Below are 23,680 nucleotides of genomic sequence, written 5' to 3' on the forward strand. Positions count from 1 at the left end.
TACTTGTGTTTAACCCTGCTTCTGACTTGATGCCGATGACGAATGCAGGCTCTCATCGTTGCCACCACGTTGGCGTGCCAACTCTGCATTCAGTATGTCTTCATCGATCATCTGCTCTGAACGTGCCACGGTCGCCGACACCGCCATATCACCGGTGACATTGGTTGCTGTGCGCATCATATCAATAATTCGGTCAATTGCAGCAATAAATGCAATACCTTCAAGTGGTAAACCGACTGCAGACAAGGTGACCGTTAACATCACCATGGCCGAACCAGGAACACCCGCGGTGCCAATCGATGCCAAGGTTGCTGTGACCATAATAATGGCATATTCGGTGAAACCGAGCGGTATGCCGTACAAATGGGCGATAAAAATAGCAGCAATCGCTGGATAAATGCCGCCACAACCATCCATATTTATGGTTGCGCCAAGCGGCAGCGAGAAACTGGCGTATTCTTTTTTAACGCCCAAGCGTTCGGTTGTGGTTTTCAACGTTGACGGCAAGGTACCAAAACTACTGGACGTCGAATAGGCAATGACTTGCGTTGGAAAAATAGCACGGAAAAATTGCATCGGTTTAATTTTTGCGCCCCAACGTACCAAGCTACCATAGACAAAAATAATGTGAATTAAGCAGGCAAGATAAATCGCGACAATGAATTTACCCAGCGGTAGAAGCATTTCTAAGCCATAGGTACCGACCACCCAAGCCATTAAACCAAAAACACCGATGGGGGTCAGTTCCAACACATAGCGAGTGATTTGATACATGACTTCTGCGCCAGCATTAAAGAAATCACGCACCGGTGCGGCTTTCTCTTTCAAAGCATTCAGTGCAATCGCTAACAACACGGCAAAGAAAATAATTTGCAGCACGCGTCCTTCCGCTAACGCCGCAAATGGGTTAGTTGGAATCACACTCAACAAGACTTGCGAAACGGGCGGAATGTCACGCTCAACCACCTCACCTGCCGTTAGTTCAACCGTTGGCGTGAGATCCATGAAGGTACCCACCGCTAATCCAATGGCACTGGCAATGAACGCGGTAAGTAGAAATAAACCAACGGTTTTCGACGCTAAGCGACCGAGGTTGTTGTGACTTTGCATGCTCGTAATGCTGCTCACAATCGCAAACAGAATGAGTGGCGCAACCAACATTTGAATCGAGCGCACAAACAATTGCCCAAGTGGCTGCATCGCAGCCCCAATCTCAGGGAGACCAAAACCAAGTAAGGCGCCAAGCACAAACGCGCCGAGCACCCGCTGCCAAAATGGAATCGCAAACCAAGCTTTAAACATACTTATCCCGTTGAATTGGACTGTTCTCACCGACGGTTCAGCGCCGACAAAGAAGCAGACAAGAGGAAGCAGACTCTCACCACCGCAACCTCAAGCCTAAAACAAAAAACCGTTCTGATCAGAGACTGTACTGTTCAGAACGGTTTTTCGGAAAGAATAGATTCATCTTACTTAGATCAATTTTTTATGCTTCCTCTTCGTGCATTTGATCTAATTTGGCCGGGCGTGGACAGCGGGTTAATCGTCCCTGGCGCGCTCGCTCTTCATAATAGGGCATGACTTGCGGAATTTGGTTGGTTAAATCACGAATCCGACTATCCGGTGAAGGGTGCGTCGACAGTAATTCTGGCGTACCACCGCCCCCAGCTTGAGCCATAAGCTCCCAGAGGCGCGGTGCTTGATCTGGTTGAAAACCGGCGCGCGCCATTAAATCCAAGCCGATCTCGTCTGCTTCTGATTCATGACGACGACTGTAGGGTAATGCCACTGCCAATTGGCTGGTGATACCAAGACCTGCCATAATCATCGCGCGTTGGCCGGCAGAACGATCCGACGTGGCGATGTCCGCCGCTAACAAGCCCGCACTGATGAGTAAATTCGTCGATAAACGTTCACTACTATGATCAGCCATGACGTGACCGATTTCATGCCCCATCACGGCCGCTACCTGATGCTCGTTCTCCGCCAGCTTCAAAATGCCGGTATAAAAGCCGATAAATCCACCTGGCAAAGCAAAAGCGTTAATCGTCGCCGACTCAAACACGACAACTTCCCATTCAATATGGCTATATTCTTGCGGTAATACCTCAATAATTGCGTCAGCAATACACTGGGCATATTGATTTAACTCAGGATCACTGGAAACCTTTTCTTCTTGCTTAATTTGTGCAAACGCCTCAGCCCCCATGGAGTTTAGCGCGCTACCAGAAAAGAAATTCAACTGCTTACGTCCAGTGGGAGACGTCGTACAGGCAGCAATCACAATGACGGTCACCATAACGGTCAGTAACTTCATGAATGGCTTCATCAGGCTCTCCTTATTGAGTGATATCAAATCACTAGTCAGCTCAAAGTATAGAGTTGACCCCGTTAGAATACAAAACCTTATCGCTCATATTAAACAAACTCTTACAAACAGCGCCTTACCAATTCTTGTAGAACACAATGCGCAAAAACCAAAAAAATGCCAACCCATCGCTGGATTGGCATTTCTATTTCATCAAGCCTTGACCGAGTACTTAGTTGCCAGTGAGGTCGTCGAAGAACTTCTTCACACCGTCGAAGAAGCCTCGTTCTTTCGGCCGGTAGCGCGCAGCTTCGTCGCCCACTCCCATCGAATCTTCTAACTCTTTCAGCATAGCCTTCTGTTTCGCCGATAAGTTCACTGGCGTTTCAATCACAGCTTTACACACCAAGTCGCCGACGGCGCCGGAGCGCACTGACTTCACGCCTTTGCCACGTAAACGGAACATTTTACCAGTCTGTGTTTCTGCTGGAATTTTTAACTTCACGCGGCCATCTAAGGTTGGCACTTCGACTTCGCCACCGAGCGCTGCGTGGGTAAAGCTAATCGGCACTTCACAATAGAGATTATTGCCATCACGTTTGAAGATTTTGTGTTCGCGCACATGCACTTGCACGTACAAATCACCGCTCGGAGCGCCGTGCTCACCTGCTTCACCTTCACCACTCAAGCGAACGCGATCACCGGTGTCTACGCCACCCGGAATCTTCACATTCAGGGTCTTTGTTTTTTCCACACGACCATGACCATGGCAGCTACGGCATGGGTTCTTCACAATCGTGCCGCGACCATGACACTGTGGACAGGTCTGTTGCACCGCAAAGAAGCCCTGACGCACTTGAATCTGGCCAGCGCCATGACAGTAATCACAGGTTGCTGGTGTGCCACCGTCAGCGGAACCAGTTCCGTCACAGTCATCACAGTGGCTCATGCGCGGAATACGAATTTCCACTTCTTTGCCGCGTACCGCTTCTTCAAGCGTTAATTCAATGTCATAGCGTAAATCTGCGCCACGTTGCGCGCGACGACCGCCACCACGGCGACCACCGCCGAAAATATCGCCAAACACGTCACCGAAAATGTCCGAGAAGTCAGCACCACCGCCACCAAAGCCACCAGGGCCTCCGCGCGATTGATCAAACGCGTCATGACCATACTGATCGTACATCCGACGCTTTTCCGGATCGTTCAGAATTTCGTACGCTTCTTTGACGTCCTTAAACTTAGCTTCAAGTTCTTTATCGCCCTTTGTACGGTCTGGGTGATATTTCATAGCCAGCTTTTTGTACGCTTTTTTGATTTCGCGTTCGCCGGCATCTTTTGCCACGCCAAGGACTTGGTAATAATCAGGTTTAGCCATAAATTCTCGCCACAATTTACTTGGGTTTTAAGCGCCTGTTACAGACACACACACGGGCGTCTCCGAAGGAAACGCCCGTGCTACTTAGTCATGAATCACGCGAGCGTCTTACTTTTTCTCGTCGTCTTTCACTTCTTCAAACTCAGCGTCGACCACATCGTCGGCTGCATCGCTCGCCGCGCTGCTATCCGCACCGCTTGCTTGCTGTTGCTGAGCTTTCTGCTGGGCAATTTCCATCAACTTCGCAGACTTCTCCATCAGCGCTTGTGACTTCGCCTCAATCGCTTCTTTGTCACTTGCTTTAATCGCGTCTTCTAGCTCGCTGATGGCGCCTTCAATTGCAGATTTGTCATCTGCAGGTAGATCGTCGCCAGCTTCTTCAACTTGCTTCTTGGTAGCGTGGACCAAAGCATCTGCTTGGTTCCGCGCTTGCACCATTTCTTCAAATTTCTTGTCTTCTTCAGCGTGCGCTTCCGCGTCACGAACCATTTTCTCGACTTCGTCATCGCTCAGACCAGAAGACGCTTTAATAGTGATCTTCTGCTCTTTGCCGGTGTCTTTGTCTTTCGCCGACACATGCAAGATACCGTCTGCGTCAATATCGAAGGTGACTTCGATTTGCGGCACACCGCGCGCCGCTGGACGAATACCTTCAAGGTTAAACTGACCTAATGACTTGTTGTCACTTGAACGCTTACGCTCACCCTGCAACACATGAATCGTTACTGCAGACTGGTTGTCATCCGCTGTTGAGAAGGTTTGCGATTTCTTCGTTGGAATCGTCGTATTCTTCTCAATCAAGGTGGTCATGACACCACCCATGGTTTCAATACCAAGTGATAACGGACACACGTCAAGCAAGAGTACGTCTTTCACGTCACCTTGAAGTACACCAGCTTGCACTGCTGCACCCACGGCAACTGCTTCGTCTGGGTTCACGTCTTTACGTGCTTCTTTACCAAAGAAGTCGGCAACAACTTGCTGGACTTTCGGCATCCGCGTCTGACCACCAACCAAAATAATATCGTTGATGTCACCCACTTTCAGACCTGCATCGGCAAGTGCTTGCTTCACTGGTTCCAGGGTTTTCTGCACCATGTCTTCAACTAACGACTCAAGCTTCGAGCGCGTTAATTTGATTGCCATGTGCTTCGGACCAGTTGCATCGGCAGTAATATAAGGCAAGTTCACTTCAGTTTGTTGCGCTGAAGACAACTCGATCTTGGCCTTCTCACCAGCTTCTTTCAGACGCTGCATCGCTAACGGATCTTTCCGTAAGTCGATACCTTGGTCCTTCTGGAACTGTTCAACTAGGTAGTTGATGACACGGTTATCAAAGTCTTCACCACCTAAGTGTGTATCACCATTGGTCGCGAGTACTTCAAAGGTATGTTCGCCATCAACTTCGTCAATTTCGATGATAGAGATATCAAACGTACCGCCACCTAAGTCATACACAGCAACCGTGCGGTCACCTGACTTTTTGTCCATACCGTAGGCTAATGCAGCAGCAGTTGGCTCGTTAATAATCCGCTTCACTTCAAGACCGGCAATGCGGCCTGCGTCTTTGGTGGCTTGACGTTGAGCGTCGTTAAAGTAAGCCGGAACGGTGATGACCGCTTCGGTAACTTTCTCGCCAAGGTAGTCTTCCGCTGTTTTCTTCATTTTCTTCAGAACTTCAGCAGAAATTTGTGGTGGCGCTTTTTTCTCGCCTTTCACTTCGACCCACGCGTCGCCATTATCGGCTTTGGCGATACCAAACGGCATAATGCCGATGTCGCGCTGTACTTCTTCGTCTTCGAAGCGACGACCGATTAAACGCTTAATCGCAAATAAAGTATTTTTCGGGTTGGTGACTGCTTGGCGTTTTGCCGGCGCACCGACTAACACTTCACCGTCATCGGCAAAAGCGACCACTGACGGAGTTGTACGATCGCCTTCCGCGTTTTCAATAACGCGAGCTTTGTCACCATCCATAATGGCCACACACGAGTTGGTGGTGCCTAAATCGATACCAATGATTTTACCCATAACTATCTCCACACTTTCAAATTGATTCCGGGATGTCTTCTATTTGGGGACGACCCGTAAAGATTTCAATACATTTACTAAGGTTTTTTACGACCAGTTACTCTGGCGCTTTCGAAACCATCACCATGGCTGGGCGCAACAAGCGGCCATTCAGGGTGTAACCTTTTTGCATCACATACAGCACAGTGTTGGCTGGTAGCTCTGCGTGTTCTTGCATGCCCATTGCTTCGTGCATTTGCGGGTTAAATGGTTGACCTTGCGGGTCGACCACTTCCATGCCAAATTTTTCAATGGTGTGCACAAAGCCTTTGTGCGTCATGTCGATACCTTCAGCAACCTGTGCTTGGGCCTCGTCTTCACGGTCAATGCTCTGCAATGCCCGCTCTAAATTATCAATCACGGTTAATAACTCACCGGCAAATTTTTCTAGGGCAAAGTTACGCGCCTTTTCGACTTCGAGTGATGCCCGGCGACGAACGTTTTCGGCTTCGGCGGCAACGCGCAACGCCTTATCCCGCTCGTTTTGTAACTCTTGACGCAAGTTCTGCACCTGTTGCTCAAGCTCCGCTTCGCGCTCGCTTAAAACTTCGGCCTGCTCATTTGCTTCCTCAGTCGATACGGTCTCCGCCGCGTCGCTAACTTGTTCAGCACCTTCTTCCACCTGAGTGGCGTCATTGTGCTTCTGATCTTCTGGTTGGCCCTGCGTACTCATGCCATTCTCCGTCACTGAAACTTAAACCCATGCGGCGCCTTATTAACCGCACCAAAACTCTAGCTTGCATCGGATATGGGGTCAGGGAATTTTATTTCAAGCATTTATTTTTCATTTCTGCGGGAAATTTAACGTCAATTCTGCCGGCCTTGGATATTGATCTGCGCAAACAAAGTCCGTAGCTTATGGAAGATTGATTGAATGAGGAGTTCGAATGGCCGTGAACCGCACTGACAGCGACATTCACCCACCGTTTCAGGTAGTGGGGTTATTGAGCAAAAATGAATCAACAACAGCGCAAGAAACCTTGCTACAAGTTGCTGCTCTGTTAATTGCTGAAGGTTATACCGTACTCGCCGATGAAGATGGCCCGGTGCATATTCTGCCAAAAGAAATTGAACGTTGCTCGATTGCTGATATCGGTCAGCGCGCTGAATTAGCCATTGTTATTGGCGGCGACGGCAAAATGCTCGGTGCCGCACGAGCGCTGAGTTTGTACGATATTGCGGTCATTGGTGTGAACCGCGGTAACTTAGGTTTTCTTACCGACTTATCGCCTGATGAAGCGGCAGCACAACTGCGCGAGGTTCTCAAAGGAAAATACCACACCGAACATCGTTTTTTGCTCGATGCCCGAGTGGAGTTAAACGGTGTCGTGAGCCAGCGCAATAACGCCATGAATGAGGTCGTATTACACTCCGACCAGGTCGCTCACATGGTTGAATTCGAAGTGCAAGTCGACGGCCAATTTGTTTTTAGCCAGCGTTCTGACGGTTTGATTGTCGCAACCCCGACCGGTTCAACCGCCTATTCCCTCTCCGCCGGTGGCCCGATTTTAACGCCAGGGTTAAACGCCATGACCCTAGTACCGATGTTCCCGCATACGCTGAGCAGTCGGCCGATTGTCGTCAGCGGCGACAGCGTGGTTAAAATTCTAGTCGCACCCGACGACCAGCCTTTGCACATCAGCTGCGACGGGCACATGAAGTTACCTGTTAGCGCTGGTGCGGAAATTATTATTCAACGTCAGCAGAAACCATTAAGGCTAATCCATCCGCTGAACTACAACTATTACCACGTGCTGCGTAATAAATTGAACTGGGGCAGTCGCCTATTCTGAATATTTTTTCAACAGCCTCTTGCACTACTGGATAACTACTGTATATTTACTGTATATAACAACAGTATCCGTAAATGCTATCGCGAGGCCCAGCCATGCTCACTCATTTGCATATTCGACAATTTGCTATCGTTGATGAACTCACCATTGACTTTCAATCCGGTATGACCGCAATTACCGGCGAAACCGGCGCCGGCAAATCCATTGCTTTGGATGCGTTAAGTCTATGTTTAGGCGCACGAGCAGAATCAGGTATGGTTCGGAATGGCAGTGACAAAGCCGAAATCACCGCGTGTTTTCAAATTCAAGGCCTGCCCCACGTGCAAGCTTGGCTCGACGAACATGAGCTGGGCATCGACGTAGATGAAGAGTGCATTGTTCGCCGCGTGATCACTAGTGAAGGTCGCTCTAAAGGATTTATTAACGGCGCCCCAGTACCGATGAATCTGCTCAAGGATCTCGGCAGTCATTTGGTCAGTATTCACGGTCAACATGACCATCACCTGCTCATGAAGCCAGAGTATCAATTACAGTTGCTTGATCAGTATGCAGGCCATGCATCGCTGTTAAATTCAACCAGCACCGCCTACCGCGAATGGCGTCGACTAGTGCGCGAGAAACAGCGTCTACAAAGTCAGCAGGATGCGCAAGAAGCGCGCCAGCAACTCCTTGATTATCAGGTTAAAGAATTACAAGAAGCAGCACTTAGCGCTGACGCCTACGCAGAGCTTGAAAGCGATCACAAACGCCTCGCTAATGCTTCGGAGTTACTTGCTGACAGTCAGTTTGCCCTTAACTCCTTGTACGACGGTGAACACAATAATGTTTACAACCTCATTCAAGGGGTCATCGAGCGCCTACAAAATAGTGTGGCACTCGATGCACAGCTACAACCGGTCGTGGCCTTGTTAAGCGAAGCGAGTGTTCAGGTAGAAGAAGCAGCACGCGAACTCCGCCATTATCAAGATCACGTTGAACTTGATCCGGAGTCACTTGCCGATTGCGAAAAGCGCATGAGTGCTGCCTTACAACTTGCACGGAAGCATCAGGTAGCGCCAGAACAGCTCGGCGATTTGCTCGCCAATATCAGTGCTGAGCTTGCTGAATTGAATGCGGCTGAAACACGTCTGGCGGATTTGGACCCTGAAATTAAAACGGCGCAAGTGCAGTTCATTGATCATGCCAAACAATTAACCCTAAGCCGCCAAAAAGCAGCTGACGATCTCGCCGTCAAAGTGACGGATAGCATGCACAAGCTGAATATCCCTGACGGCGAGTTTAAAGTAAAAATCACGAGCCATGCTGACGATTTCGCCTCGGCTCAAGGTATTGACCAAGTGATCTTTACCGTCAGCGCTAATGCTGGCCAGCCACTGCAACCGATTGCGAAAGTCGCCTCCGGTGGTGAGCTGTCACGAATTAGCCTCGCCATTCAGGTTCTGACTGCAGGCCAAGGCGCGCTGCCGACACTCATTTTTGACGAAGTTGATGTTGGTGTAAGCGGCCCGACGGCAACAACCGTTGGCAAGTTGTTGCAAGCGTTAGGGGCAAATAATCAAGTCATCTGCGTTACCCATTTGCCACAAGTTGCCGCGCGTGCCCATCAGCACTTATTTGTCAGTAAAGAAGCACATAACGGCCAAACCCTAACGTCAATGCAATCCTTACAACAGGATGATCGTGTGCATGCGCTCGCACGCCTCCTTGCTGGCGACGTTGTCACCGATCATTCACTCGCCAATGCGCGCGAGTTATTAGCCAGTTAAACCGATAAATTTCCCGTCAGCCCTTTGGTTGACGGGAACTTCTGCGCAAAACAACAGACCAATACACGCACGAAAAAAATTAACCGTGGTTTGCCTCTGGTACAACGGGCGGTTTTTGCGATAAGATTTGTTCCTACATTAGAGAAATCGGAAGAATTATGAGATTACCACTTGCTATTGCAGCAACGCTGCTGCTGACTCACTGCGCAGTGATCGACCCTTTGGTCTACAAAATTGACATTCCTCAGGGCAACTATATCGAGCAACGTGATGTTGATAACTTGCGAGTCGGTATGACCCAAGAGCAAGTGCGCTTCGTATTAGGAGCACCCGTTGCTGACAATGCTTTTGCCAGCGATGAATGGCATTACATCTTCCGTCTCAAGCCAGGTCGCGGCGACGTTCAGTTGCGGCAAATGACGCTCAGCTTTGAAGACGGTCGCTTAACCTCAGTTACCGGTGACTACGAGCCTCACGCCGACTTTTACACACCGCTCGAACAATAGTTTTTGCTGTGCTGAAGCGGTATTGCAGCACCTCCGAGATCCGAAGCACTGGAAAGGAAATACCGCATGCACATGACGCACAACGCGTTTATACCAGAGTCCAGCCCTCATGATCCGCACGCTTATCGGTGGATATGGCTGGACAATGGATTGCCGGTATTACTTGCCCACAATTCGGACTTGACTCAATCAGCAGCATCTTTTGCGGTCAATGCCGGACACTTTCAAGATCCTGAAGACGCAACTGGCGTTGCACACTTTCTTGAGCATATGCTGTTCTTGGGCTGTCGCTCGTTTCCCGCCCCCGAATCCTTTGCCGAGGCCGTACAGGCCGCTAACGGCCACTATAATGCATGGACGGCCACCGAACATACCAACTATTACTTAACGGTCCGTCCAGACGCATTTAGTGCGATTCTCGAGCATTTTCGCTGCCTGTTTACCGAACCTCTATTCGCCGAAGAATGGGTTGACAAGGAACGGCTGTCGATTGAGGCGGAGTACCAACTCAAGCGTCAGGACGAACTACGTCGATTATATGAAGTTCACAAGCTAACCGCGAATCCGCATCATCCTTTTGCTAAATTTTCGGTCGGCAATGCACAGACTTTGGCTGATCATCCGAATTTACCGATGCATCAGCGCCTGCGCGAGTACTGGCAAACCTATTACACAGCCGCAAACGCTGCGTTGGTACTTATCGGCCCGCAGTCGATGGACGAGCTCGAGGCACTCGCCGAGCAATTCAACGCCTTGCCCAGCAGTCGGTTACCGGAAGCCTTGCCGGAAACACCAATCTATTTGCCGGAACAACTGGGTAGCATGATCTACGTGCGGCCGCTGAAAGAATCGAGCCGCTTGATCGTGACCTTCTCGTTTCCAGAAATTAACAGTGATTATTTGCACAAAACCACCTCATTTATTGCCCACCTTCTCGGTGATGAAGGCCCAGGGAGCTTATGTAGTGAATTACGTGCCAAACATTGGATTAGTGAGCTCTCTGCTGGCGGCGGTATGAGTGGCTACAACTTCAAAGACTTTAATCTGAATATATTGCTCACAGACGACGGGCTCGAGCACATCGACGAGATTTTGCAGGCTTGCTATTACGCCATTCGGGAAATCGCTGCCCACGGTTTACGCGATGACCTTTATGCTGAACGCCAGCAAATGCAAGAATTGAATTACCGTTTCCCCGAATCACAACGGCCTATCGATCTCGCCGCTCAGCTGTCAATTAATATGCTGCATTATCAGCCCCAACATGTGATCAGTGGTGATTATCGCATGGATGGTTTGCGCCATCAGTTCGCACAGCGCTTACTGGCAGAAATGACCCCTGAACGAAGTCGAATCACGCTCATTCACCGGGATGTCGAGACCGACCAAGTTGGACATTATTATGGTGCAGAATATCGTATTGAAGCGCTAAGCGAAGTGCAAAAGCAGCGCTTCAAGCAAACGCCCAAAGGCTTTGCAGCGCTGCAGTCACCCAGCGCGAACCCGTATATTCCCAAACGAATTGAAGCGTTACCGCTTGCCGAGAACATGCCGGCGAGCGCCACCGACGAGCGCAATGGTTACTGGCCGCAAGTGGTGCAAGCCCCCGCTGGCATCACGCTTTGGCATTTACAGGATGCAACCTTTCGAGAGCCCCAAGCACACATTTATTTGTCACTGCGACTGCCCATGACCACGGCCAACGCGCGCAATAATTCGATTAGCCGAATTTGGTGCGAGCTCGCTCTCGAAGATCTCAATGAACAGTTTTATGCAGCCGAAGTGGCGGGCATGCACTTTAACTTATTTCCGCAGCAGTCCGGTGTCACATTGCACATCGCTGGTTTTTCCGATCGACAACCTGAGCTATTCAAAGCGCTCATGCGCAGCCTTGCTGAGCATCGTAGTAGTGAGCAACAATTCCAAACCGTACGCAAACAGCTGCAACGTGAATGGCAGGCGATGAATCAAAACAAACCGATTAATCATCTGTTTGCGCTGCTCCATCACCAGCTCCAATACGGCGCTTACACCGCGCAAGAATTGGCCGCGAGCATTGATGATTTGGACTTTGAACTCTACTGTAATCTGCTGCCAGGAATGCTCCGTGACGCACAAGTCATCCTCTTGACCCACGGTGACATCGACACCGCCACCGCGCAAGACTTGGCCAGCTGGGTAAAACAATCATTGCCCATTGTCAGCCAGCCGCAGTTACAGGTTCAACGCACCGTGAAACGACTGTCCAGCGGCATGAGTGAAACGCGTTTTCACAGTGAGCATTCTGATCACGCCTGCGCACTGTTTGTGCAAGGCCACACGACCGAATTGCATGAGAAAGCAGGGTTCTTGGTGATCAACCAGCTACTCGGCCCACGCTTCTTTAATCAGCTACGCACCCAGCAGCAGCTCGGCTATTTAGTCGGCAGTAGTTATTTACCCATGCACGGCCTGCCCGGTTTGTTGTGCTACATTCAATCGCCGCATACGTCACCACAAGCATTACAACAGGCCATGGAAGCTTTCTTGGCGGACTTCGCCAGTGAACTCAAAACCCTCGACCCGAATGAGTTTGCCAATGCCCAACAGAGTGTCATTCGACAAATGCAAGAAGCAGCCCCCAGCTTGCGAGTGCGCGCCCAACGCTATTGGGGTGCGATTATCAATAACTTTGCTAATTTTGGCTTGGCCAGCCAGATTTGTGGAGAAGTCGAGGAACTCTCACTCAGCGAGCTGCAAGCGTTTTTTGCCAGTCGCTTTAACACCGATCGGTGTGCAATGAGCTTGCAGTCCTGCAGCGACAACGAAACAAAATGACACCATTCATTTTAATTAATCATTTTTAATCAGTTAAATGTTATCTAATTAAATATGATAGATAACGAGTATACTCACCCAGCAACGCCAATAAAAAACCCGCGCAGTGCGCGGGTTTTAGCCTAAAGATAAATCAATTATTTTGTGTAGAAGGACTCACCTGCTGCGGCCATATCAAGCAACAGTTGGCACGGTTGAAAACGCTCGCCTTCCGTTTCAGCATAATGCTGCAAGCGCTCGACGACATGCTTCACGCCTAAACTGTCCATATAACGGAACGGGCCACCACGGAATGGCGGGAAGCCAATACCGAAGATGGCGCCGATATCACCGTCACGTGGTGAGCGGATAATCTCTTCTTGCAGACACCAAGCAGCCTCGTTCAACATCGGCAGCACACAACGCTCAATCATGATCTCTTTATCAAGCTTGGCCGCTGGCGTGATACCAAATAAGCGATACACCGAGCTGTCGACTTCTTTGCCTTTCTTCTTGCTGCCATAGACATAGAAACCTTTGTTGCTCTTGCGACCCTTGCGGCCATCGTCCAGCAACTTACTGAAGGCATCTGGCGCCTTGAAGCGGTCACCCAATTCATCCGACAGAATCGGTGCGACTTTACCCGCAACATCAATCCCAACTTCATCCAATAAAGTAATTGGCCCTACTGGGAAACCAAACTTAACCAAAGTTTGGTCGAGCACTTCAATGGGCTCACCGGCCAACAGCAGCCGTGCCGCTTCGTTCATATAGGGCGCAAGAATACGGTTGACATAAAAGCCCGCGCCGTCACGCACCACGATCGGTGTTTTCCCTTGGCGCTTGGCAAACTCCACCGTGGTGGCAATGGTCTGCTGCGACGTCCCTGCATGGGTAATAATTTCCGCGAGCGGCATTTTCTCGACCGGAGAAAAGTAATGCAAACCAATCACTTGCTCTGGACGCTCAGCTTTAGCTGCAATTTTCGTAATCGGCAGCGACGACGTGTTGGTCGCAAAAATCGTATGCTTGGCGGCATTCGCCTCGATATCTGCAACCATTTGCTGTTTCAGGCCAAGATCTTCAAACACAGCTTCAACGACGATATCGGTGTCTTTAAAACCTGAGTAGTCGACTGTGCCCGTCAACATCAACAACTCTTGTTGCAGTTGTGACTGACGCATGATTTTGCGCGTCACTTTCGGCAGCAATAGCTTGTGATGATAGGCTAAAGCATTCTTGATACCTTCTTGATTAATATCCTTCAAGCGCACCGGCACTTTCGCTTTGTTAATACTCACATGAGCAATACCGCCGCCCATCAAACCACCACCAAGAACACCGGCTTTCTTCACCTTGTCCGGTTGCACGCCTTCAGCACCGGTTTCTTTCTTGATTTCGGTAGTCGCAAAAAAGATATTGCGTAACTGGTACGACACTTCGGTCATTGCGAGTTCACCGAATTGCTTCGCTTCATATTCTAAACCAGCCTGCATGCCCTTACTCATGCCATGCATGACCGTGTCGATGATCTTGTCAATCGCTGGATAGTTGCCGAGTGCTTTTTTCTGCGCTTGTTCACGCGCTTTTTTATACAGCACAGAGCTCATCGGGCCCTCTAATACTTTACCCATAAGGTTCAGTTGCGGCTTTTTCTTCTTCGGTTTACCTTTCAGCGCCAGCTTAATGGCAGCTTCAAGTAGGATGCTTTGCGGCACAATTTCGTCCACCAAGCCCATTTTCAGGGCTTGTTTCGGTCGTAATTGTTTACCGGTTAGCATTAAGGTCAGTGCATTCTGCACCCCGACCAAACGTGGTAAGCGCTGTGTCCCGCCCGAGCCGGGCAATAGACCAAGCTGGACTTCCGGCACACCCAGCACCGTTTTCGGCGAATCACTGACGACACGTGCATGACAGGCGAGCGCAAGCTCTAAGCCACCGCCTAACGCTGGACCGTGAATCGCGGCAATCACTGGAATCTTCATTGCCTCTAAGCGATCAAACAACGCTTGTCCTTGCCGCGCCAAGCTCTCTGCATCTGCTGCAGTTTCGCATTCGTTAATCATGCGAATATCCGCACCAGCGACAAACGAACTCGGCTTGCCACTGATAAAGACCAAACCTTTCAAACCGCTCTCGCGCTCGATCCGTGCCATTAAATCCGCAACTTCATCGGCGAACGTTGCTTTCAGCGTATTCATACTTTCGCCGGGTACATCGATGGTGATTACACCAATACCGTTGTCACGAATATCCAGTTGGAAGGCGCTTTTTGTCTCTGCATTAGCCATTATTCTGTCTCCAAGATTACTGCTGCACCTAAGCCGCCTGCCGCACACGCAGTCGTTAATGCCGTTCCACCACCGCGTCGATGCAGTTCATTCAAGGCTTGCGTCATCATCCGCGCACCGGTTGCGGCAAACGGGTGACCATAGGCAAGTGAACTACCCATGACATTAAACTTCGCTTCGTCAATCTCACCAATCGCAGTGCTGCGACCGAGTTTCTCGGCAGCGAATTTTTGACTCGCGAACGCTTTTACGTTGGCCAAGGTTTGTGCCGCAAAAGCCTCATGCATATCAATCAAGGTTAAATCATTCAGCGTCATGCCAGCGCGATCTAATGCAATCGGGGTCGCATACGACGGCCCCATCAACATATCTTCCCAGACGTCGATAGCACTAAATGCATAGCTACGAATGTATCCCAGTGGCGTATAGCCAAGCTCTTTGGCACGACTTTCAGTCATCATCAGCACCGCCGATGCGCCATCGGTGAGCGGCGTTGAGTTCGCTGCAGTGACCGTACCGTGTTTTTTATCAAAAACCGGGCGCAATTTTGCGTAGCCGGCTAAATCCGAGTTCGCACGAATATTATTATCGCGGCTCATGTAGTCCTTATACGGCGGCACATGTGCAGTCATCACCTCATCGGCCAATTTCCCAGCCTCCCAGGCTTCATGAGCGAGTTGATGCGAGCGGTGGGCAAGTTTGTCTTGATCTTCACGGCTAATGCCATGACTCTTGGCCATTTGCTCAGCGGTCTGCCCCATGCTCAAACCGGTTGAATACTCAGCCACAGCCGGTGGTACCGGCATTAAATCTTTAAGGCCTAAGCTCTTCAAAATACTGAGGCGTTGACCAAGGCTTCGTGCCTTGTTTAAATCCACCAAAGCGCGCGCCAATTTTTTCGAAACGCCAATCGGCAGAACGGACGACGAATCAGCTCCACCGGCAATCGCCACGCTAATGGTGCCCGCCGCCATGGCTTCAGCAACACTGACCGCGGACTGGAAACTTGTCGCGCAGGCGCGGCTAACGCTAAACGCGTCGCAGGTGACCGGTAAGCTTGTCGCCAAAACGATTTCTCGCGCAATATTTGGCGCTTCAGGCATTTGCACGACCTGACCAAAGACTAATTGTTCTACCAATGCTGGGTCTAAATTGGTACGCTGAATCAGTTCCTGTACCACCATCGATCCCATATCGACTGCTGGTACACCGTGAAAGTAAGTGGCTTGCTTGGCAAACGGCGTCCGTAAACCAGCGACAATCGCAATGCGGTCGCCCTTAGCCGTGCGCAAGCGCTGTCCTGAGACAGACGGTTCTGAAGCTGACATAAATTACCCCTGTTGTATTAGTGGTCAGACCACAATTTATCTTTCGATTCTATACACAATTGTAGAAAATTAAAACCATAGCCGTAAGATGTGCAATTTGAACGACAAAAATGAAGAGGACGCTATGAGCGCAGTCAACGCTTTTCACCAGTTACACGCCTATCTCGACAGTCAGGTGCTCGGCCAACCGAGTCTGACTGAGCATCTTTTGATTGCAATTTTAGCGGATGGCCATCTCTTGGTGGAAGGCCCCCCTGGCTTAGCAAAAACCCGTGCAGTGCAAGCGTTAGCTAGCGGCATCGAGGGTGACTTTCAACGCATTCAGTTCACACCCGATTTATTACCCGCCGATCTAACTGGCACCGATATTTATCGTCCGGAAACTGGCGAATTTCTGTTTCAACAAGGGCCTCTCTTTCATAATTTGATTCTCGCTGACGAAATAAACCGGGCGCCAGCGAAAGTGCAGTCGGCATTGCTGGAAGCGATGTCAGAACGACAAATCAGCGTGGGTCGTAACACCTACAAATTACCCGCGCTGTACACCGTGATGGCGACCCAGAATCCGCTCGAACAAGAAGGCACCTATCCACTTCCTGAAGCACAGCTTGACCGTTTTCTCATGCACCTAAGCTTAGACTATCCTGACGCGTCCACCGAACATAAAATTTTGCAGTTGACCCGTAGTGAAACGATTCAGGGCCATGTAACCATGGCCGAGCCTTTATCGCAGAGTACAATTTTCGAAGCCCGCAAGGCACTCATTGACTTGCACATGGCGAACGAGGTTGAAGCGTATCTCGTCGCTTTGATTATGGCGTCACGGCAGCCGGCAGCGTATTGCGAAACCTTAGCCAGTTGGTTAGCAATTGGTGCGAGCCCGCGAGCGACCATCGCCCTTGACCGTTGTGCTCGTGCCAAAGCTTGGTTGGCTGGTCGCGACTTTGTTACGCCAGACGACATTGCCAGCTTGTTACACAATATCTTGCGCCACCGAATTATTTTAAGTTACGGTGCCGAAGCAGACGGTATTAGTGCGGATCAAGTCATTGATCGAATTCTCGAACTCGTCCCTGCACCCTAATTGAAGTCGCCTATAATAAGAGTTGTATCGTCATTATGAAGTCGTCGGCTTTTACATCTGCTAGCGCAGCGCAGTGGTTACAGGATGCGCATAGTAACGGCAGCGAATTGAATCTGACCGAGTTGTTGGCCTATCGCCAGCAGCCATTGCGTATGCCCGTTCCTCGTCGTGCCGGTATCACGGTTCAAAGTGGCCAGCGCCTGAGTAAAACGCGTGGGCGTGGGATGGAGTTTGACGAAGTGCGCCATTATCAGGCGGGCGATGACATTCGCGCCATTGACTGGCGCGTCACCGCGCGTACGGGTAAAACCCACACCAAGCTGTATCGTGAGGAAAAAGAGCGGCCGGTCTACCTCTGTGTCGATATCGGTGCAAGCATGAACTTCGGTTCCACCTTGTTGTTAAAGTCAGTTCAAGCTGCCCATATCGCCGCTGGTTTGACGTGGCACACGGTCCAACGAGGCGACCGCATTGGCGGACTCATTTACAACGATAGTCAGCATCATGAAATTAAACCACAAGGCCGTCAGCATGGTGCGTTGTTGCTCCTCAAACAACTGGTTGCGCTGCAAACCCAAGCCGTAACAGCCGCGCCGCCAACGCAAAATTTAGCCAGCCAACTGCAACGTTTACAGCAAATCTGCCGTCCGGGTACCGACATTGTCTTGATCAGTGACTTTTACCAATGTGGCGACGACGAATTGCATTTAATGCGCGGACTTCGCCGCCACCACAACGTCACCGCGGTGCAAGTGTTTGACCCCCTTGAGCGACAACTACCGGCCAACTTTCGTCAAGACATCGACGTCATGAGCCCATCGAGCTTAGGTGAAAATACTCGCGGTCAACTGCCAGCAAGCCAAAACATTACGCACAAAAACTGGCAGCAACACGCAAGTAAGCGCCAGCAGAAATTAACAGACCAGCTCCGACGCCATGGCATTGCCCACATTGCCATTTCAGCAGCTCTACCGGTACAGCAACAATGGTTTATCGGGAGGCCGCAATAATGGCCGTGAAATGGATTGCCCTCGTCGCCTCGCCGCTTGATCAACTGCATGATATTCAAGTCACCGAGCCGGTGACGTTTTTGCCGATGAACTGGGGCTGGTGGGTAGTCCTGATCGTCCTCGTTGTTATCCTGATGCAAGTCTTAAAAATACGGCGAAAACGACGTCAACGCCAACAGCTGATCAAGCTCGCGGAGGCCGAGATCACTGCAGCATCAAGTCTACTTGAAGTGCATACTGCGATCCGGCGCGCCTGCTTTATTGTTTGGCCGCGCGAACGCATTGCTCAGTTACACGGGCAAGCATGGTTAGATTTTTGGACAGCGACATGGCCAACCGCAATGCAAGAAGACGTCGCCAAGGACATGGCTGAAATTCAGGCGCAACTCTACATCGCCGCACCAGCGCCCGAATTGACCCAACGCTATCGGGCACTCGCCATGCAATGGTTGCAGAACAGCTGGGCCACTCGCATTCATGGCCGGGGGATGCGCTCATGATCACATTTGCTGCGCCTTGGTTTCTATTGCTACTGCCGTTGCCTTTACTCGTTCGCTGGCTACTACCGAAACGATTGCGACAAACACCCGCACTGTGGTTGCCACAGCAGCAATATGTCTTACCCGAAAAAGTCAGTCGGCGCGCGCGACGTGGGCGTTGGATTCTGCCTTTGTGTATTTGGACCACTCTAGTGGCCACCGTCGCCCAGCCACGTTGGCTTGACGAACCCATCCCGATTAATCCTGAAGCGCGCGAAATCATGATTGCGCTGGATTTATCCGGCAGTATGGAAATGGACGACATGGTTCTGAACGGCCGCCGAGCCTCACGGTTAGAGGCCGCGCACAAAATTCTTGCCGACTTTATTCGCCGCCGCAGTGGCGATCGCATCGGTCTTATTGTCTATGCAGATCATGCCTATGTTTATGTACCGATCACCAGCGACTTGACCACTGTTGCAACCATGGCCGAAGAAGCCACCATAGGTCTAGCCGGCCAGCGCACCGCGCTCGGTGATGCAATTGGACTTGCAATCAAATACTTTGAAGAGCGCCCGAGCGACAATCAAGTGGTTTTGATGCTGACCGATGGCATGATCAACACCGGCGTCATTAATGCTGAACAAGCGATACAATTAGCCGCTAATCATGATGTAAAGATTCACACCATCGGTATTGGATCTGACGAAATGACCGTGCAAGGCCTGTTTGGCGAACGCCGTATCAATCCGAGCGCTGATCTCGACGAACGCTTTTTAACGACCATTGCGGAAGTCTCCGGAGGGCGCTACTTTCGTGGCCGCAGTACGGAAGAAATGGAAGAGATTTACCAAATTATTGATGAGCTCGAGCCGATTGCGGCTGCCGAACAGTATTTCCGTCCGTTCATTAGTTTAGCCGCTTATCCGCTTGCACTGGCATTTATTCTCAGCCTCTTGCTGTTATTGTCCGGTCTGCACCTGCCGCGACGTCAAGCCACTGAGACATCAGAAAGTCAGGAGGCTAGCCAATGATCGAGTTTATCTGGCTGCGTCCGCAAGCTTTGTGGTTATTGCTGATTTGGCTCGTCGGGATAGTTCCGATTATCATCTGGCGTTCGCGTCAGCAGCAAGGTCCAGAGCAGGTGATTGCACCCCACTTGCGTGCACGTATGATTATTGGCAAAAGTGCACGCCAAACACGCTGGACAAGCATTGGCACAGCAATATTTTTTCTCATTGCAATCCTCGCGTTAGCCGGCCCCGCATGGCAAAAAGTCGAGTTGCCCGTGTTTAATCAAGATCGCGGCGCGGTGCTCCTGTTGGATACCAGTGTGCAAACCCGTGCCCAAGACATCGCCCCAGATCGGTTTAGCCAACTGCGCTTTAAAGCGATTGATTTGGTCGAACAATTCCGTGAAGGCCAACTTGGTTTTGTGGCCTATGCCGGTGATGCGTTCGTCGTCAATCCGCTGACCCGTGACGGCGCAACGATTCTCCAAAATCTGCGCGTGATCACCCCGGAAATCATGCCCATTCGCGGCCATGATCCCGTTTTGGCAATGCGCGCCGCTATTGATTTGTTGATCGATGGCGGCTATCGCGAAGGTGATATTTATTGGCTGACCAGTGGTATTGACCAACGCGATATGCAAGAGCTACGAACCTTGCTACAACCGCACAGTTTCCGTGTTTCGGTTCTCGCCGTTGGCACCAGTGAAGGCGCGCCGGTGCGCGATGCGCAAGGCGATTTCGTTCGCGACGGCCAAGGGCGCGTACTACTTCCGCGCTTAGTACCGGATTACTTGCAGCGTATCACTCGAGAAACCGGCGGTCTTTATGTCGCCGCGCAAACGGATGATAGTGACATTACCCTACTCTACGAACAAAGTTTGCGTGTTGGTGATTTTAGCGAAAGTGAAATCACCGGTGAACTCTGGCTCGATGGCGCCCCTTGGCTCGCTCTGCTGCTCTTGCCATGGTTATTACCACTCGCCCGTCGCGGTCAGCTCTGGTTGATACCATTAACCACAGTTGCGCTCGTCAGCTTTTTGCCAAGCGCCCCGGTCTCGGCCGCAACCGATGGTGTTAGCGAAAACGCCGCTCGACCGCAGCAAGTCGCATGGTGGCAACGCCCTTTCTTGACTCGAGACCAACAAGCACAGCAACTATTTAACCAAGGTGCCTACGATGCTGCAGCGAGCAAATTCACGCAGCCCGAGCACCAGGGTGACGCTTGGTATCGAGCGGGCGACTACGCCAATGCCGTGGCAGCCTACAGCCAAGCGGAAAGTCCCGAAGCCGCTTACAATCGCGGCAACGCCCTTGCCCACCTTGGCGAGTTAGACGCTGCCATTGCCGCTTACGACGAAGCCTTAGCACAGCGTCCCAATTGGACTGAAGCTGCGGAAAATAGGGCGCTATTAGAACAATTGCGCGACCAACAGCAGCAAGACAGCGAAGGCGATGGCGAACAAGAGCAAGACAGCAGCGAAAGTGACACGACCGACGAAGGTCAGCAAGATCCACAGCAACAAGACCAGGATCAACAACAAGAAAGCGAGCAAGACAGTTCACCCGAGCAGCAAGATGAAGGCGGGCAGGAAGATGACGCCGAGACTGCCCAACAAGAACAAGAGCCCGAACCTACGCCAGCCGAAGGTGAGGAAGCAGAAGCTCGCCCAGAAGCGCTTGATGTCGATGATCTCAGTGCTGAAGAGCGTGAGGAGTTAGAACAAATCTTACGTCGCTTGCAAGACGATCCGACCTTGCTTTTACAAAACCGCTTGCGTCGAGAAGCTGAGCGTCGACGCCAACAATTACCACCACGGGGATTTTAGAATGCGCACGGTGAAGTTCATATTCATCTCTTGGTTGATTTTCCTTTGCTCGATGTCGTCGACTGCGTTCATCAATAACGCCCTTGCTGAATCGCTCAGTGTTAGCGCGAACGTGGACAAAAACCCCGTCATTGCTGGCGAATCACTCACGTTAGTTATTCGTGCCAACGAGCGGCTGCCGCGCAATGCCTTGACGATACCCAGCGACCTTGGCCGCCTAGTCCTGCGTAATACCGGCTATCAGCAGTCATCTAGTACCATCAATGGTCAGACGCAAAACACCACCGAGTGGCGGTTAACGCTACTTGCTCGCGAGCCAGGAAGTACGGAGATTCCCGCATTTGACGTCGCTGGTATGCGCACTCAGCCAATCCGTCTGGAGGTGCTGACGCCGGTCGACACCGGCGAAGCACCGGACTATTTCATGACCTTCGAGCTCGATACCCAGAGCCCTTATGTCCAACAGCAAGTTCGCGCGCAGGTGAAATTGCATTTTGCGATGAACCCAGAAGGCGGCAGCGTCAACTTCCCTGCCGTCGAGCACTTACAGATCGAACAGATTGGCCAAGACCAGCAAACCCAAGAATTAATCGATGGTAAACGCTACCTTGTGATTACCCGTAATTACGCGATTACACCGCGACGTAGTGGTGAATTGACCATCCCCGCCATCTATTTTGATGGCCAAATCCGGCGCATGCCAACCACAGGTTTCAGCGCGCTTGGGCGAATCGAGCCGGTAAGTATGGGGACCACCGCACAAACGCTGAATGTTCGCCCCCGTCCGGCGGAGTTCACTGGCACCTGGCTGCCCACCCCGAGATTAAGCTTAGAAGAAGCGTGGGAGCCTGATACGCAGCGTTTTACGGTTGGTGAACCCATTACCCGTCGGATCACCGTAACTGCTGCTGGCGTGCGTCCTGAGCAGCTTCCTGAACTTGAAATTGACTATCCGCAAGGCCTCCGCGTCTACCCGGATCGCGGCCAAAGCGAACAGATTACTGCCCGTGGCACAAATCTAGCCCGTACGGTCTTTGCCACAGCCATTGTCCCTGCTAGTGCCGGCACCTATGAATTACCGGAAGTTCGTATCCCATGGTGGAACACAGACACTGATCAAGCCGAAGTCGCTGTTTTACCAGCGCGAACCATCGAAGTGATCAATCCTCCCGGGGGATTACAAATTCCGGGGAGCATCCAGGCAGAGCCCGCAGCTTTACCAACCGCTGATCCTGCTGTCAGTACATTGCCGACCACAATGGAAACCGTCATTGTCTATCGTTACGGCGTATGGCCATGGGTGAGCCTTGTCTTCGCACTTTTATGGGTTTCGACACTTGTATTTTTCTTTCTAAAACGGCAGCAACAACCATCAACGCCAAACAAAATTCCGCCTGCCGCGCGGAAACCACTGCAAGCACTTAAAACCGCCTGCATGAAAAACGATCCGCGTGCTGCGCGCTTAGCCTTATTAAGTTGGCATAAGGCACGTACCGGTCAGGTTGCGCGTGGCGTCCATGATGTTGCGCAGCAACTTCACTCCGACGCACTGCAAGCCTCGGTAGAAGACCTTGAACGCGCACTCTATCGCGCCGACCAGAGCCCATGGCAAGGCGGCAAATCACTCTGGCAGATCATCCAGTCGATGCACAAAAACCAAGCCCACAACGGTCAGGATGATGTAACACTACCACCACTGTATCACACCTAATTACGACCTCTTTGAATGCCGAAGGTAGCTAGTAGAAATAAAAAAACCGCTCTTTCAAGGAGCGGTTTTTTATTCGGTTGCGATGAAACACTTAGTGATTAACCACCAAATGTTACGGTGACCGTTGACGTTGTCGTTCCAGTTATCGTTGGAACTGTAACTGTGGTCGTTGGTGGAGGCGTAGTAACTGTAACAGTACCGCCATCATCATCGTCGTCATCATCGACGTCATCATCCTCCTCAACATCGACATAATCATCCAGCAAACAAGCACAGAACCACCCAATCAAGTCAGCAACAGCAACTAGAGCACCCGCTCGA

Annotated in this window: 18 protein-coding genes; 10 read left to right on the forward strand and 8 right to left on the reverse strand. The window is 51.0% G+C overall.

Annotation, left to right across the window (positions count from 1 at the left end; translation table 11 throughout):
- Positions 1-9 precede the first annotated feature (9 nt).
- The 5 genes from LAT77_RS11455 to grpE all read right to left on the reverse strand — a co-directional run bounded on the left by LAT77_RS11455 (position 10) and on the right by grpE (position 6,429).
- Positions 10-1,302 carry a dicarboxylate/amino acid:cation symporter gene (locus tag LAT77_RS11455; RefSeq protein ID WP_290564701.1) on the reverse strand — a complete coding sequence of 431 codons (1,293 nt, stop codon included), beginning with the start codon at positions 1,300-1,302 and terminating at the stop codon, positions 10-12.
- Positions 1,303-1,486: 184 nt separating this feature from the next.
- Positions 1,487-2,329, reverse strand: a complete 843-nt coding sequence (locus LAT77_RS11460; RefSeq protein ID WP_290564702.1) for a M48 family metallopeptidase — start codon at positions 2,327-2,329, stop codon at positions 1,487-1,489.
- A gap of 211 nt (positions 2,330-2,540) precedes the next feature.
- Positions 2,541-3,686, reverse strand: coding sequence for a molecular chaperone DnaJ (dnaJ, locus tag LAT77_RS11465; protein WP_290564703.1), 1,146 nt, complete (start codon positions 3,684-3,686; stop codon positions 2,541-2,543).
- A gap of 108 nt (positions 3,687-3,794) precedes the next feature.
- Entirely contained in the window at positions 3,795-5,717 is a 1,923-nt protein-coding gene (gene dnaK / locus LAT77_RS11470) for a molecular chaperone DnaK (RefSeq protein ID WP_290564704.1), read from the reverse strand.
- A gap of 97 nt (positions 5,718-5,814) precedes the next feature.
- The gene (grpE, locus tag LAT77_RS11475; RefSeq protein ID WP_290564705.1) at positions 5,815-6,429 is read right to left on the reverse strand and encodes a nucleotide exchange factor GrpE; all 615 of its coding nucleotides are present in this window, start codon (positions 6,427-6,429) and stop codon (positions 5,815-5,817) included.
- A gap of 214 nt (positions 6,430-6,643) precedes the next feature.
- Between grpE and nadK the strand changes: the two genes are divergently transcribed.
- From nadK to LAT77_RS11495, 4 genes are all read left to right on the forward strand, one after another.
- Positions 6,644-7,549 carry an NAD(+) kinase gene (nadK, locus tag LAT77_RS11480; protein ID WP_290564706.1) on the forward strand — a complete coding sequence of 302 codons (906 nt, stop codon included), beginning with the start codon at positions 6,644-6,646 and terminating at the stop codon, positions 7,547-7,549.
- Between the two features lie 95 nt (positions 7,550-7,644).
- Positions 7,645-9,315, forward strand: coding sequence for a DNA repair protein RecN (gene recN / locus LAT77_RS11485; RefSeq protein WP_290564707.1), 1,671 nt, complete (start codon positions 7,645-7,647; stop codon positions 9,313-9,315).
- A gap of 158 nt (positions 9,316-9,473) precedes the next feature.
- On the forward strand, positions 9,474-9,821 hold the full coding sequence (locus LAT77_RS11490; protein ID WP_290564708.1) for an outer membrane protein assembly factor BamE: 348 nt from the start codon (positions 9,474-9,476) through the stop codon (positions 9,819-9,821).
- A 66-nt stretch (positions 9,822-9,887) separates the two neighbouring features.
- Positions 9,888-12,638: an insulinase family protein gene (locus tag LAT77_RS11495; protein WP_290564709.1), complete on the forward strand. Its 2,751-nt coding sequence runs from the start codon at positions 9,888-9,890 to the stop codon at positions 12,636-12,638.
- A gap of 137 nt (positions 12,639-12,775) precedes the next feature.
- Here the strand turns inward: LAT77_RS11495 and fadJ are convergent, their stop codons facing one another.
- Positions 12,776-14,908, reverse strand: coding sequence for a fatty acid oxidation complex subunit alpha FadJ (gene fadJ, locus LAT77_RS11500; RefSeq protein WP_290564710.1), 2,133 nt, complete (start codon positions 14,906-14,908; stop codon positions 12,776-12,778).
- On the reverse strand, positions 14,908-16,236 hold the full coding sequence (fadI, locus tag LAT77_RS11505; protein WP_290564711.1) for an acetyl-CoA C-acyltransferase FadI: 1,329 nt from the start codon (positions 16,234-16,236) through the stop codon (positions 14,908-14,910). Before fadI ends, fadJ begins: the two co-directional genes overlap by 1 nt.
- 124 nt (positions 16,237-16,360) lie before the next feature.
- On the opposite strand from fadI, the gene LAT77_RS11510 reads away from it, so the two are divergent.
- Genes LAT77_RS11510 through LAT77_RS11535 form a run of 6 tightly spaced genes read left to right on the forward strand, consistent with a single transcriptional unit; the run spans position 16,361 to position 23,359 of the window.
- Positions 16,361-17,320, forward strand: a complete 960-nt coding sequence (locus tag LAT77_RS11510) for a MoxR family ATPase (RefSeq protein ID WP_290564712.1) — start codon at positions 16,361-16,363, stop codon at positions 17,318-17,320.
- 35 nt (positions 17,321-17,355) lie between these two features.
- Positions 17,356-18,330, forward strand: a complete 975-nt coding sequence (locus tag LAT77_RS11515) for a DUF58 domain-containing protein (RefSeq protein WP_290564713.1) — start codon at positions 17,356-17,358, stop codon at positions 18,328-18,330.
- Entirely contained in the window at positions 18,330-18,830 is a 501-nt protein-coding gene (locus LAT77_RS11520) for a DUF4381 domain-containing protein (RefSeq protein WP_290564714.1), read from the forward strand. The genes LAT77_RS11515 and LAT77_RS11520 overlap by 1 nt, the downstream gene beginning before the upstream one ends.
- Positions 18,827-19,843 carry a VWA domain-containing protein gene (locus tag LAT77_RS11525; RefSeq protein WP_290564715.1) on the forward strand — a complete coding sequence of 339 codons (1,017 nt, stop codon included), beginning with the start codon at positions 18,827-18,829 and terminating at the stop codon, positions 19,841-19,843. Before LAT77_RS11520 ends, LAT77_RS11525 begins: the two co-directional genes overlap by 4 nt.
- Positions 19,840-21,648: a tetratricopeptide repeat protein gene (locus tag LAT77_RS11530; RefSeq protein ID WP_290564716.1), complete on the forward strand. Its 1,809-nt coding sequence runs from the start codon at positions 19,840-19,842 to the stop codon at positions 21,646-21,648. The genes LAT77_RS11525 and LAT77_RS11530 overlap by 4 nt, the downstream gene beginning before the upstream one ends.
- A gap of 1 nt (position 21,649) precedes the next feature.
- Positions 21,650-23,359: a BatD family protein gene (locus tag LAT77_RS11535; protein WP_290564717.1), complete on the forward strand. Its 1,710-nt coding sequence runs from the start codon at positions 21,650-21,652 to the stop codon at positions 23,357-23,359.
- A gap of 98 nt (positions 23,360-23,457) precedes the next feature.
- Here LAT77_RS11535 and LAT77_RS11540 read toward each other — a convergent pair.
- The coding region (locus LAT77_RS11540) for a hypothetical protein (RefSeq protein ID WP_290564718.1) at positions 23,458-23,680 on the reverse strand (223 nt) is incomplete at its 5' end.

Origin of the sequence: Aliidiomarina sp. (assembly GCF_022565475.1) — a bacterium.
Classification (GTDB): Bacteria; Pseudomonadota; Gammaproteobacteria; order Enterobacterales; family Alteromonadaceae; genus Aliidiomarina.